Annotated in this window: 12 protein-coding genes; 7 read left to right on the forward strand and 5 right to left on the reverse strand. The window is 62.1% G+C overall.

All coding sequences use genetic code 11. The features are described from left to right. Positions 1-105: 105 nt before the first annotated feature. From LFL96_RS31400 to LFL96_RS31410, 3 genes are all read left to right on the forward strand, one after another. On the forward strand, positions 106-549 hold the full coding sequence (locus LFL96_RS31400; protein WP_281001784.1) for an SRPBCC family protein: 444 nt from the start codon (positions 106-108) through the stop codon (positions 547-549). Positions 550-1,099: 550 nt separating this feature from the next. Continuing rightward, positions 1,100-3,187: a hypothetical protein gene (locus LFL96_RS31405; protein ID WP_281001785.1), complete on the forward strand. Its 2,088-nt coding sequence runs from the start codon at positions 1,100-1,102 to the stop codon at positions 3,185-3,187. A 7-nt stretch (positions 3,188-3,194) separates the two neighbouring features. Continuing rightward, positions 3,195-3,914: a DUF3142 domain-containing protein gene (locus LFL96_RS31410; protein ID WP_281001786.1), complete on the forward strand. Its 720-nt coding sequence runs from the start codon at positions 3,195-3,197 to the stop codon at positions 3,912-3,914. A 78-nt stretch (positions 3,915-3,992) separates the two neighbouring features. Here LFL96_RS31410 and LFL96_RS31415 read toward each other — a convergent pair whose 3' ends face one another. After that, on the reverse strand, positions 3,993-5,240 hold the full coding sequence (locus LFL96_RS31415) for an EAL domain-containing protein (protein WP_281001787.1): 1,248 nt from the start codon (positions 5,238-5,240) through the stop codon (positions 3,993-3,995). A gap of 365 nt (positions 5,241-5,605) precedes the next feature. After that, positions 5,606-6,490: a LysR family transcriptional regulator gene (locus tag LFL96_RS31420; RefSeq protein WP_281001788.1), complete on the reverse strand. Its 885-nt coding sequence runs from the start codon at positions 6,488-6,490 to the stop codon at positions 5,606-5,608. A gap of 128 nt (positions 6,491-6,618) precedes the next feature. Here LFL96_RS31420 and argC point away from each other — a divergent pair, with 128 nt between their 5' ends. Beyond that, a complete protein-coding gene (gene argC, locus LFL96_RS31425) occupies positions 6,619-7,560 on the forward strand; it encodes an N-acetyl-gamma-glutamyl-phosphate reductase (protein ID WP_281001789.1) in 942 nt (313 codons plus the stop codon). Between the two features lie 303 nt (positions 7,561-7,863). Next, positions 7,864-8,304, forward strand: coding sequence for an inner membrane protein YiaA (yiaA, locus tag LFL96_RS31430; protein WP_281001790.1), 441 nt, complete (start codon positions 7,864-7,866; stop codon positions 8,302-8,304). A 66-nt stretch (positions 8,305-8,370) separates the two neighbouring features. On the opposite strand, the gene LFL96_RS31435 is transcribed toward yiaA, so the two are convergent. Together LFL96_RS31435 and LFL96_RS31440 are read right to left on the reverse strand one after the other, a co-directional pair. Continuing rightward, entirely contained in the window at positions 8,371-9,198 is an 828-nt protein-coding gene (locus LFL96_RS31435) for a formyltransferase family protein (RefSeq protein ID WP_281001791.1), read from the reverse strand. Between the two features lie 153 nt (positions 9,199-9,351). Continuing rightward, positions 9,352-9,915, reverse strand: a complete 564-nt coding sequence (locus tag LFL96_RS31440) for a DinB family protein (protein WP_281001792.1) — start codon at positions 9,913-9,915, stop codon at positions 9,352-9,354. Positions 9,916-9,933: 18 nt separating this feature from the next. Between LFL96_RS31440 and LFL96_RS31445 the strand changes: the two genes are divergently transcribed. Both LFL96_RS31445 and LFL96_RS31450 read left to right on the forward strand, forming a co-directional pair. Then, entirely contained in the window at positions 9,934-10,230 is a 297-nt protein-coding gene (locus tag LFL96_RS31445) for a hypothetical protein (RefSeq protein ID WP_281001793.1), read from the forward strand. Beyond that, positions 10,227-10,766 carry an OsmC family protein gene (locus tag LFL96_RS31450; RefSeq protein WP_281001794.1) on the forward strand — a complete coding sequence of 180 codons (540 nt, stop codon included), beginning with the start codon at positions 10,227-10,229 and terminating at the stop codon, positions 10,764-10,766. The genes LFL96_RS31445 and LFL96_RS31450 overlap by 4 nt, the downstream gene beginning before the upstream one ends. A 54-nt stretch (positions 10,767-10,820) precedes the next feature. On the opposite strand, the gene LFL96_RS31455 is transcribed toward LFL96_RS31450, so the two are convergent. Beyond that, a complete protein-coding gene (locus LFL96_RS31455; protein WP_281001795.1) occupies positions 10,821-12,014 on the reverse strand; it encodes an ABC transporter substrate-binding protein in 1,194 nt (397 codons plus the stop codon). Positions 12,015-12,054 lie beyond the last annotated feature (40 nt).

Consider the following 12,054-nt stretch of genomic DNA (forward strand, 5'->3'; position numbering starts at 1 on the left):
CTCCGGACTCTCAGGGGTTTTCCCTGGCATCGGCTCGTGTCGATACTGGGCGCGCCGACTCGTCGTACGGGTATGTCCAACTTTTTTCTGAAAGGCGAATACACCATGAGTACCGGAACCGTTCAGCTTCATCGAGTTTTGCGTGCGACGCCCGAGCGCATTTATCGCGCATTTCTCGAAGCGGATGCGATAGCGAGATGGCTGCCGCCGTACGGCTTCACCTGCCGCGTCCATCATATGGAAGTGCAAGTGGGCGGCACGTATCAGATGTCTTTCCATAATTTCGGCAACGGCCACAGCCATTCGTTCGGCGGCGAGTATCTCGAACTGGTTGCGAATGAGAAGATCCGTTACACCGGCCGCTTCGACGATCCGAACCTGCCCGGCCAGATGATCACGACGATTTCCATCAAACCCGTATCGTGCGGATGCGAACTCTCGGCCGTGCAGGAAGGCATACCGGCGGTGATTCCCACGGAGATGTGCTATCTCGGCTGGCAGGAGTCTTTGGAGCAATTGACGAAGCTGGTTGAGCCGGTGATTCCTTGACGGTTTGCCGGGCGTGATCGTCCTTAGGACGGTCACGCGCCAGGCAATCCGTGCACGCATTTCTGGGTCGCCGGGCCGGCGATAAGCAACTCCTCGTTCATCTCCACAAGTACTTCGATGGCGAGTTCGAGCCCACCTGCAAGGGCGGGGAAGCGGAGCGAGCGAAACAGAGGCGGGAAGTTCTCTATTTCGGCGGTCCGTATTTGTGCGCGCCAGCCTGAATCAGACAGTGCCCGCGTCAATCAGAAAAATTATCTCGCCAGTTTCAACCTTGGCGTAAACAACCCAGGGTAATATCGCTCCGAATTTCGGCGGGCAGATAAACACAAAACGCATTAAAAATTGTGAATCGGTTGAAAACCGCATACGCGCTATCGAAAGCGGGCTGGAGAGCTTAAGTACTATTCCGTTTCATGCGCCGTATCTCGTTCTATTCAATGCACCGGTCCAAACAAAAACAACGAGGAGTAGCACGTTGCAGTATCGACACCTGAGCGCCGCATTAATCGCGAGCCTGCTTCCCCTTTCAGCGGCTTACGCGAGTTCCGACATGTCCTGCGAAGCGACGGCCACGCTTCGCCAGCCGGGTTATTCCTGCGGCGGCATGCCGATCCTGAGTCCCGGCAACGACACGCGCATCAACGCGATGCTGTTGATGACCGACCCCGCCAGGCTGGCGAAAGTTCTCGCCAATCCGAAAGTCGTCGTGCCGCCCACCGACAAGACGGGTCAACTGGTCGTCCCATTCACATACGACTTTTCCGGCTGGGTCGAAATCGCGCAGCGGCAGCAGGACGCCGCGAACGGCAATGCGTCCGAAAGCAGCGCGCCATCCGATAGCTATGCGGACGGCGAAGGCAACATCTGCCGTAGCGTCGCGTCCGGCACCCAGGCATTCAACGACGCGCTCGCCGCCGCGCACAGCGTGCCCGGCGACGAAGCCACGCGTCTGCGCAGCGCACGCGCCGACATGGCCAACGCCTGCGCGGCGAACGGCGGCAGCGTCGCGTGGACGAAACCCTCGGCACTGAAATCGCCGGTCGCCCTGCAATACGCAACCTACCTCGACGGCGCGTACGCGTTCTATCGGCACGACTTCGCCAACGCGACGAAGGCTTTCGCGAGCGTTTCCCGCAGCACCGACCCGTGGCTGAAGGAAACCGGCCTCTATATGGCGGGCCGGGCGCAACTCAACGCCGCGCAAGCGAACGTATTCGACGCCGACACTTCCGCACTGGATGCCGGCAAGGTCGCCAAGGTCTCGCTCAATGCCGCCGACACCGTGTTCCGCGCGTACCTGAAGGTCTATCCGCAAGGCCGCTATGCGGCATCCGCGGTGGGGCTTCAGCGGCGTGTCGCGTGGCTCGGCAGCAATGCCGCGCAGCAGGCCGATCTCTACGACAAGGCATTTGCGCAGTGGTCGCCGAACGCCTCGAACGTACCGCTCGGGCAACTTGCCAATGAACTCGACAGCAAGCTGTTGTTGACGACGAACGCGGACCCGAACCAGATCCGTTCGCCGTCGGTGCTCGCCATCGTCGATCTGATGAAAATGCGCGCGGTCGCCGCTGGCGATACGAGCGCACCGAAGCCGTTGACGCTGGCCCAGCTTCAGGCGCAGAAGCCGCGCTTCGCCGCGCAACCGGCGCTGCACGACTACCTGCTCGCGTCGTATCACGTGTACGTCGACCATCAGCCGCAACAGGCGTTGGCCTTGCTGCCGCAAGCGCCCGGCGCGTCGCTCGATTATTTCGCGCTGAGCCAGCAGACGCTGCGCGCGTTCGCGCTGGAAGACAGCGGTCAGGCGGAACAGGCGCGGCAGTTGTGGGCACAACTGATCCCGCTCGCGCGTTATGCGATGCAGCGCGAGGCGCTTGAATTGTCGCTGGCGATCAATCTCGAACAGGCCGGCCTCGTCGATCGCGTCTTTGCCGACGATTCGCCGATCCAGAACGCGGCGATCCGCGCGACGCTACTGGAGCGTGCGGCCAACGCGGACCTGCTGCGCGCGCAGGCGAAGAACCCGGCGACGGGCGGCGCGCTGCGCGACATCGCAACGTACACGCTGCTCTACAAGGAACTGACGCGCGCGCGTTATCAGGATTTCATCGCGGACGTTTCGCTGGTGTCCGATCGTCCGTCGGATAACCTGAAGCCATTCGTGCAGACGGGCGGTGCGGGCGATGCCGGTTACGCGTGCCCGGCGTTGCGCGATGTCGCGGCGTCCTTGCAGCAGGACGGCAGCGATCCGAAAGGGCTGAACTGTCTCGCGGAATTCGTGCGGCGCTATCCGCCCGCCTACGGTTTGAGCGAAGAGGGGCTGGTGTACGGCGCCGCGTCGCAACCGGCATCGGGCGCCGCTGCCCAGCCGCCGACGCTCGGCAGTGCGCCGTCGCAATTCGCGGGCAAGGGCTATCAGCGGATCGGCAGCTACCAGACCGTGATCGGCAATGCGCAAGCATCGGCCGACGAACGGGCCTACGCGTTGTACCGCGCGATCCAGTGCTTCGCGCCGGCCGGTTACAGCGAATGCGGCGGCAATGACATTTCCAAAGCGACACGCAAGCAATGGTTCAATACGCTGAAGGCGTCCTATCCCGGCACGAAGTGGGCACGGTCGCTGAAGTACTACTGGTGAACGGCGGATGACGCGGCTCTGCTGTCTGGGCCTGCTGCTGTGCGCGCGGCTCGCGCTGGCCGGACCGGTCGATGCCGCGCGTTACGACGCATTCTGGTTGTGGGCCGGCGTGAAGCCGCAAGCGGTGTTGAACGATGCGCGCACGATCTACGTGCTGCAAGGGCAGATCGAGGCATCGCCGGCGGATGAAACGCAAGTCCGCTTCATCGCGCAGGACGCGTCGCTGCCACCGTTGCCGCGGCTGCCGAACGCGCACGTGTGGCTCGCGTATCGGGCGCACACGTTGCACTGGACGCCGCGTGTCGAGCACATCATGCTGGCCCAGCTCGCGCGTTGGCGCGCGTCGGGCCGCGTGGTCGAAGGCGTTCAGATCGACTTCGACGCGCATACGCTGCATCTGCAGGACTATCTCGACGTTCTGCGCGAATTGCGCGAACGTCTGCCCGCCGATTGCCGGTTGAGCATTACCGGTCTGCTCGACTGGAGCAGCCGCATCGATACCGATCAGGTGAATCAACTCAAGCGGATTGTCGACGAGGTGGTGGTGCAGACGTATCAGGGCCGTCGCACGATCGCGGATTACGACGCGTATCTGCCGCGTGTCGGGCGGTTGCAATTGCCGTTTCGGATCGGACTGATTCAGGGCGGCGAATGGGAAGCGCCGCGATATCTCGCACAAAGCCCGTGGTTTCGCGGCTATGTGGTATTTCTGCGCAATGGCGTGTGAGCGCGTGGCGATGATAGCGGTGGCGTGCTGATTGTCGCCGCGCCAACCACCGCCACCGCCACGACTATCACCGCCTGTTCAATAACACTCGATCATCTTGCGGATCTGATCGGCCGCGACTGGCAGCCGTTTCAGCCCTTCGATCGCCGCATCGCCATCGCTGCGTTCAAGATGGCCGGCGATGCTCAGCAGTTCGCCGAGCACGCCGCCGCCGTCGAGAATCGCCTCGCGGATCGCATCGGACACCGGCAGTTCATCGACGAAATGGCGCAGCTCCATGTGATACGCGATATGCAGCAGCGACAGCATGCCCGTCAGGTAGGCGGTGGCGAGCAGCGGACGCGATCCGTCCGGCAACAGGTCGAGCGCCTTCTCCATGAAATGCGCGCGACGTTGCGCGAGCAGCACGAGCGGATCGTCGCCGATCGGCAAACCGTCGCGATTCGCGTAAAGCAGCAACCCGCACCAATGCAGTAGACGACGGCTGCCGGCAATCGACAGTGCCTGCTTGAGCGAGGAAATACGCTCCGCCTTGCCGTTCGGCTGTTCGCTACTGTTGGCGAGACGCAGAAGTTGCGCGACCAGCATCGGCGTTTCTTTCAACTCACGCGCCACGCTGCTCAACGGCGCGTCGCTGCCGACCAGATCGAACACGCGAAGAATCGCCTTCACGGGCGGCATCGCGCGTTTGCCGGAAACGATCTGCGGCTTCGAGAAGTAATAGCCTTGCAGCAGATCGCAACCGAGTTGCCTGGCCAGTTCCGCGTCTTCCACCGTTTCGACTTTTTCGGCGAGCACGACTTTACCGGCGCGTTTGAACTGGGCAACCAGTTCCGGTAATTCATCCCGTGCAATAAAGGGCCAGTCGATCTTCACGATATCGACGGAGGGCAGAAACCAGCGGATTTCCTCCGTCATGCCGCGCACTTCGTCGAGTGCAATCTGAAAACCGGTGCCGCGCAATTCGCTGCAACGGCGCGCGAGACTGGACGTCAGTTCGACCGACTCCAGAATCTCCAGTACGAAACGCGACGCGGGCAAGACATTCGGATAGTCCGAGAACAGAAAGTCGTGCGGGCAGTTGAGAAACGCCGCTTTGCTGCCCACCAGGCGTTCGAGCCCGATCGAGCCGACCGCGCGTTGCACGACCGCCGTGGTGCAGCGCAGATCGTCGTCGATACGGCCCACGCCGGTGGGACCGTCCCTGAAAAGCAGTTCGTAGGCGACCACGCGGCCGCCGCGATCCATGATCGGCTGACGCGCGACGAACACTGCCGTATCGAGCGGTGCAGCGGCTTCGGCGGCTATGTTGCTGACGTCGTTCATGCCGGGTTCCGTTTCCGGTCGTGTCCGGGGTACATCGTGATAGCCACTCCAGAAAGAGAGAGTTTCAGACTGCGGAAATAAAACCCCGCATCTTATTCTGAAACCGGATTTTGTCCCGCCGATGATTACAGGCTGACATGTTGCTGACGCAACGAACGGGATTCGGTAATAAAGACCTCGATTGTCTCCGATCCGGCTGACGCCGTCGATTGGCGGCGCTGGATTGCGTTTAATTGGGTTGAGTCGCGGCGGTTTCGCGCCGGGTTTCTATTCTTGAGACCCAAATAGCATATTCGAGTTCGGCGCGGGCGCGAAAGAGAATCGCGCGCGTCTATTCATGCAAATGAAAGGTGTCTTTCTAATCCTTACTTGAGCCGTAAATCCCACAGCACGTCGAGCACGTGTTGCGTGGAGCGCTCCACCTGTCCCGCGCGATGCGCGATGCCGAGCCGCCGCCACAACGCGGGCCGCAGCGGCCGCATCGCGATGCGCGTGTCGAGCAGGGGCGTGGCGCCTTCCTGCGGCAACAGCGCCGCGCCGTAGCCGGCGGCGACGAGGCTCTTGATCGCGTCGTTGTAATTGAGTTCGATACGCGGCACCGGGTGATGTCCGTCGCTCGCGAACCATTCGGTGGTCAGGCGCGAAAGCCGCGTCGAGGCGTCGTTGAGAATCAGCGGCTGGGCGGCGAGCCACGCGGGCGTGATGCGCGCCGGACACGGCCACCGCGACGGCACGAAGGCCATCACCGGGTCGCGCCGCCACGGTTTGATGACAAGGCCGGCCACCGCCGACTGCGGTAACGCGACCAGTCCGATATCCAGCGAACCGTCCGCCAGCCGCGTCAAGGTTTCATGCGAGGTGAGCACGGCGACCTGAACGTCGACGCCCGGATGCTGCTCGCCCAGTACTTCGAGCGCTTGCGGCAGCAGATGCGCGATCGCGCCCGTCGACGCGCCGAGCCTCACGCGTCCGGCCAGACCTTGCACCTGGCGCTGCGCTTCTTCGAGCGCGTGTTCCGCGTCGTCCAGCAGGCGGCGCGCTTTTTCCACCAGCGCCTCGCCGATCGCCGACGGCCGCACCTGGCCGCGCCTGCGCGATAGCAGTGGCGCGCCGACGCGACCTTCCAGTTCCACGACATGCAGGCTCACGGTGGGCGGCGCGAGGTTCAACGCGCGTGCCGCTTCGGCGAACGAGCCCCGGTCGGCAATCGCGACCAGGGTGCGCAGACGGTCCAGACTGATCTCTCGCATGCCGCTTTTCCTCGTTCAGAAAATCTGAAGATCAACGTTGTGAAATTCAACTTTTCCTATTCTAACGACGCGGCGAAGATAGCGCATTCCGATCGGACTCTTTTCCCTCTTACTGGAGAATCTTCGCTATGAGCGCACCTGTTGTCTTCATCGACGGCGATCAAGGCACGACTGGCTTGCAGATCCACGAGCGTCTGCGTGGCCGCACGGATCTGCAACTATCTACGCTGGCCGCCGCCGATCGCAAGGACCCGCGGCAGCGCGAGCAGGCGCTCAACGCCTGCGATATCGCGATTCTGTGCCTGCCGGACGCCGCCGCGCGCGAGGCGGTATCGATGATCGCCAATCCCAAGGTTCGGGTGATCGACGCGAGTTCCGCGCATCGCACGCGACCTGATTGGACCTACGGTTTTCCGGAGATGGCGACGGGGCAGGCGCAACGTATCGCCGACGCGCACCGCGTCACCAACCCGGGCTGCTATCCGACCGGCGCGATCGGCTTGCTGCGTCCGCTGGTACAGGCCGGGCTGGTGCCGCGCGACTATCCGTTGAGTATTCACGCGGTGTCCGGTTATTCGGGCGGCGGGCGCGCGGCGGTCGACGTGTATGAAGGCCCGAACGCTTCACAGGCGCTGCCTTACCAGACCTATGGGCTCGCGCTTGCGCACAAGCATCCGCCGGAGATTCAATTGCACACGGGGCTCGCGCATCGTCCGTTTTTCGTGCCGGCCTATGGCGCGTTCAGGCAGGGCATCGTGCTGACCGTGCCGCTGGAACTGCGTCTGCTCGCGCGCGGCGTGGATGGCGCAACGCTGCACGATTGCCTCGCGACTCACTATGCGGCGTCCGATGCGGAGACGACGCACGTGCAGGTCGTGCCGCTGGAGGCATCGCGCAGCATGACCCATCTCGATCCGCAGGCGTTGAGCGGCACCGACGACATGCGTCTGGCGGTGTTCGTCAACGAGGAGCACGGGCACGTGCTCCTCGCGGCGGTGTTCGACAATCTCGGCAAGGGTGCGTCGGGCGCGGCCGTGCAGAACCTGAACCTGATGATCGAACGTATGTAGGTTCGGGACGTCGAGTATCTGGCGACGCAAGGTATTGAAAATCGATACGCTCAGTATCGATTCAAGCGCATCCTGCGAAACAGGGTGCGCTATTCGCGACCTCCCCGCATACTGCGCCTCAGCTACGGGGCGAGGAGGCCAACATGTCGAGCGGGGAAATCAGCAGTCACGCAACGTACCCAGGCGCCGTGCCAGACACCGAGACGCGATAGTTAAAAAATGACGCCGCTAAAACAATAATTTTGCGGATACATGTAAATCGCGTTACCCTTCGAGCAAATTAATCAATAAGAAGAGGATTGTATGGACCGTTCCAGTCAACAACCGTCATTTGCTTTCATCGCCGCGTCGTGGGCCGCATTGCTCGCCGGATTCTGCGCATTTCTTTTCGGCCTCTGGAATGCCGGCATGCAATTGAACGAAAAGGGTTATTACTTCACCGTGCTCGTATTCGGTCTGTTCGCAGCTATTTCCTTGCAAAAGACCGTGCGCGACCGGGTGGAAGGCGTGGCGGTGACGGGCATCTATTACGGCCTGTGCTGGGTTTCGCTGTTGCTTTCCATTCTGCTGCTGGGTGTCGGCCTGTTCAATGCGACACTGGCGCTGAGCGAAAAAGGCTTCTATGCGATGGCCTTTATTCTCGCGTTGTTCGGTTCGGTCGCGGTGCAGAAGAACACGCGTGACGTTAAATCGACTCGCCCGCAATACGGCGATATCGAGCCGGCGCAAGGTACTCAGGAATAAGCGGTTCGAGTTCCCTGTCGCCGCATAAGCGATCGAGCAACCCGGCGACCTGGACGATCGCACAAGTTATGGCGCCGGCTTGACCGCTGGCGCCGCGTTCCATTCGACGAGCGCTGCATAACCATCGGCGACCGCGACCACCAGTCCGCGCGGGTTGCCGTTGACGAACACCGTGCCCGGCCGATGGTCGTGCGCTTCCACCCATCCCGTCAATTGACGCACGACGAGCGGCACGCCGCCGTAGTCCGCGCGCACGCCCAGCTTGCCGAATGCACGGGCGCGGCGCAGCAGTTGTTCGACTGTCCAGTGCCAGTCGAGCTTGCTCTCCTCGGCCGAGAGCATGGGCCAGTACTCGGCGGCCGGTTGGGCTTGCGCGTTTTCCCACAATGTGTCAAATCGGGTTGCGACCTCAACGGCCAGCGAGCGAAACGCCATGTCGGTTTTCGCGTTGATCGAATCGAAAGTTTCCTGCGGCGATAACTCGAAGCGCCGCTGCGCCAGCACGTCGCCTTCGTCGAAATGAGGCGAGATCTTGTGGCAACTGACTCCCCATTCGCGATGCCCTTCCGCGACCGCGCGAATCGTCGGCAGCGAGCCGCGTCCTTTGGGTAGCGGTGACGGGTGGAAGTTGATCGCGTGGCGCAAATAACGTGACCAGTCGCCGATACGCCACGGGCAATAGCAGACCACCAGTGTGTCGCAACCGTCCTCCGCGAGACGTTTCAGATCGGTGTCGGTGGGACGCGACATCTGGACGGGCAATTTCAACGCCGACGCCCGATTCAGGATCTCCCCGTTGAAGTCGAACACATTGTCGACCGGCGGCGTGATGATTTTCACGGGCGTCCAGCCGGCGGCGACGAACGCGTCGTAAACCGCGATCGATCGATCCATTCCGATCATCGCAAAGCGCATGGCAGGTTCCTCGTCAAGACGTACGAATCGGTTGCGTGGGCAAGCGATCCAGCATCGTCGATCGGGAATGTCGTGCGGGGTGCCAATCCGAAGCGGGGAGCGGACAGGCGAAGCGCGGCGCAACCTTAACGCCTATTTAAAGGCTCGTACGGTTTCCGTCGTCTGATTCTGGCTGTGCAGGCGCCGTGAAGGCTCGGTTCTGTGCAGGTGGACCGCGTAGGTATCCCACGGCAATTTCAGGCCGGGCGATGAGCTCGCGGCCACCTGCTGCAATACGCGTCCCACTTCGCCACGGTGATAGCCGCTGTGAATGACGACATGCGTGAGCATTTCCTCGCGCGTCATCGTGCCGTCGTCGCCATCGGTAAAAGAAAACTCGATGGTTTGCGATAGTTGCGCGGGCGTGACGGTACTTACATAGTCGAGATACCAGTTGTCGATTGCCGATAGCTCGCCGCGCAACGCATTCAGAGTTGGTGTCTCGGCCGTATTGTCCGCTGCGAAACCATGAACGGCGCCCGATAGATGAGCGGCGAAAATTTTCCCGACGACCAGGCAGTGGTTCATGAGCCGCACGGCGATATGACGCTCGGTGGCGTGCCGTTCGGCGTCGAGCCCTTCGATCGAATCGAGAAAGTCGGTATTGGCCCACGTTTGATAGCGGAACATCTGATGTAGCAGATTGCCCGTGCTCATTGATGAATCTCCTCGGTCGTGCAGCGGCTGAACGTCGACTACATATTATTTTCGCGGCGGAGGCAGCCGTCCACTCGCATTCCGTGCGCCGTCAAAGTTCTTCTGAAAGCCGCGATAAAAGCGCCTTTTTCACGTGAGGAAGCCGTGTACCTGCGCAATCGCTCAGGTTTTGAATACGCGGCGGCCGAACGTGGTTGCGCGTCAATAGCAAAGCAGAAATGCTTGGTTTTGGTGAGACTGCTGCTGGGCTATCGTCAGTGGGCTATACAAAAAATTTTCGACGTCCGCCCGGCCATTCCATCCATTTCATCATGACCACTCTCAACGAATACCTTGTCCAGAAGCGCGCGGCATGGCTCGCCAAACGCGAAACGGCTCGCAACGATCCGAACCTGAAGCCCAATCTATTGAAGGCGAACGTGCGCGCGTTGGGGCGCAGCGGCGTGCGGGAAATCCGTATCCGCGACTTTCAGGTGATCAGCGATAGTCCGGCCGATTTCGCCGGTTATAACCTCGGGCCGGCGTCTCCGGAGTTGCAGCTCGGCGTGCTGGGCAGTTGTCTGACGCATATCACGCTGATTCAGGCGGCCGAGCGTGAATTGCGTCTCGACTCGATCGATGTCGAAGTCACCGGCGAACAGCATCCTCTCGCGCAGCAGCCGGGTTTCGAGCATGTACCGATCTTTCCGCACAACATTCGCTATACGTTGCGTATCGCGTCGCCGGAATCGCCTGAGGCGATTCGCGCGTTGCACGATGCAGTCGAGGCGGTGTGCCCGATCTTCAATCTGCTGAAGCAGCCGCAGACGATCGTCGGCGAGTTGCAACATACGAAGCTGGGCGCGGACTGAACCGCGAGCCTTCACGAAGTGCGTGCGGCGTAGTGGCCGCGCGCACCGGAATCATCACTTCGCCGCGAGCGACGGTTTGTTCGCGAGCAGCACCCAGCGGCCGTTTTCCACCACCAGGTTCACGCTGCGCACGCCGATCACCCGGCGCGTGACCGGATCGAAGTTCGCCTTGCCGAATACGACGCTCGGAATATCGTGCAGTTTCGGCAACGCATCGCGCACGCCGCGCCGATCGAGACCGCCCGCGCGTAGCGCTTGGGCCGCGATGATCGCGGCGTCGTACGCGTACGCATTGAACGCGTCCGGCTGCTGATGGTATTTCGCCTCGAAGCCGCGCACGAAATGCTGGACTTCGGGACGCGGGTCGTCGGGGAAGAAACTGGTGTTGGTCGTCACGCCGTTGACCGCGTCGCCGCCAAGCTCCATGAACTTCGGCGAATACACGGAACTGGCCGCGACGATCGGCGTGTGCAGGCCGCTGCCGCGAGCCTGTCGGACGATCTGCGCGCCGTCCGAGTAGTACGAAATCAGCACCAGTGCGTCCGGATTCGCATCGCGTAGCCGCAGCAGCGTGGCGCGAAAGTCTTTGTCGGTGGGTTGATAGCCTTCGCTCGCGACGACCTGCGTGCCGCGCGAAGCGGCGGCCTTCACGAATACATCGTTGCTGGCGCGGCCCCAGTCGGTGTTCTGGTAGAGCACGGCGACGCGTTTGAAGCCCTGTTTCGCGGCCAATTCGGCGAGCAGCGGCTGTGCGTCCGCCTGACTCACCGAGGGGCTCCAGATGAAATCGCCGCCCTTGGTGAAATCCGGGTGCGAGTTGGTGAAGCCGAGCTGGACGAGACCGGCGCGCTGATAGATCGGTGACGCCGCCATCGACGCGGGACTGGAGAAGTCGCCGAGTTCGATCAGGATGCGCGGATCGGACACGAACTTCTGCGCGATGCTGACGGACTGGCGCGGATCGCTCTGGCTGTCCTCGAATACATACTGCAGCGGCCGGCCGTCGATGCCGCCGTCGCGATTGATCTCGTCGAGCGCGAGATCGAAGCCCGCTTTCCACTGCGCGCCATATTGCGCGTTCGGCCCCGTGAGCGGACCGCTTACGCCGAAATACACGGGCTCGCCATGAGCGGGCGTGGCGGCTTCAACGGCGCCGGCACCGGCGATACTGCTCAAGGCAAGCGCGGCGGCGAGGCCGAGCAGACGGCGTCGCGCGGCACGACGGCGGGAATGCGGGGTGGCGGACATGGCGATGGCCCTTCAGGATGGTTGAATCGGAAGTCTCCAA

It is taken from the genome of Paraburkholderia sp. D15 (assembly GCF_029910215.1).
Classification (GTDB): Bacteria; Pseudomonadota; Gammaproteobacteria; order Burkholderiales; family Burkholderiaceae; genus Paraburkholderia.

Bases quoted from the DNA above. Each gene is read 5' to 3' on its own strand.
- LFL96_RS31410 (WP_281001786.1), top strand. From the start codon at position 3,195: ATGACGCGGCTCTGCTGTCTGGGCCTGCTGCTGTGCGCGCGGCTCGCG.
- argC (WP_281001789.1), top strand. From the start codon at position 6,619: ATGAGCGCACCTGTTGTCTTCATCGACGGCGATCAAGGCACGACTGGC.
- LFL96_RS31415 (WP_281001787.1), bottom strand. From the start codon at position 5,240: ATGAACGACGTCAGCAACATAGCCGCCGAAGCCGCTGCACCGCTCGAT.
- LFL96_RS31420 (WP_281001788.1), bottom strand. From the start codon at position 6,490: ATGCGAGAGATCAGTCTGGACCGTCTGCGCACCCTGGTCGCGATTGCC.
- LFL96_RS31400 (WP_281001784.1), top strand. From the start codon at position 106: ATGAGTACCGGAACCGTTCAGCTTCATCGAGTTTTGCGTGCGACGCCC.
- yiaA (WP_281001790.1), top strand. From the start codon at position 7,864: ATGGACCGTTCCAGTCAACAACCGTCATTTGCTTTCATCGCCGCGTCG.
- LFL96_RS31440 (WP_281001792.1), bottom strand. From the start codon at position 9,915: ATGAGCACGGGCAATCTGCTACATCAGATGTTCCGCTATCAAACGTGG.
- LFL96_RS31450 (WP_281001794.1), top strand. From the start codon at position 10,227: ATGACCACTCTCAACGAATACCTTGTCCAGAAGCGCGCGGCATGGCTC.
- LFL96_RS31455 (WP_281001795.1), bottom strand. From the start codon at position 12,014: ATGTCCGCCACCCCGCATTCCCGCCGTCGTGCCGCGCGACGCCGTCTG.
- LFL96_RS31435 (WP_281001791.1), bottom strand. From the start codon at position 9,198: ATGGATCGATCGATCGCGGTTTACGACGCGTTCGTCGCCGCCGGCTGG.
- LFL96_RS31405 (WP_281001785.1), top strand. From the start codon at position 1,100: ATGTCCTGCGAAGCGACGGCCACGCTTCGCCAGCCGGGTTATTCCTGC.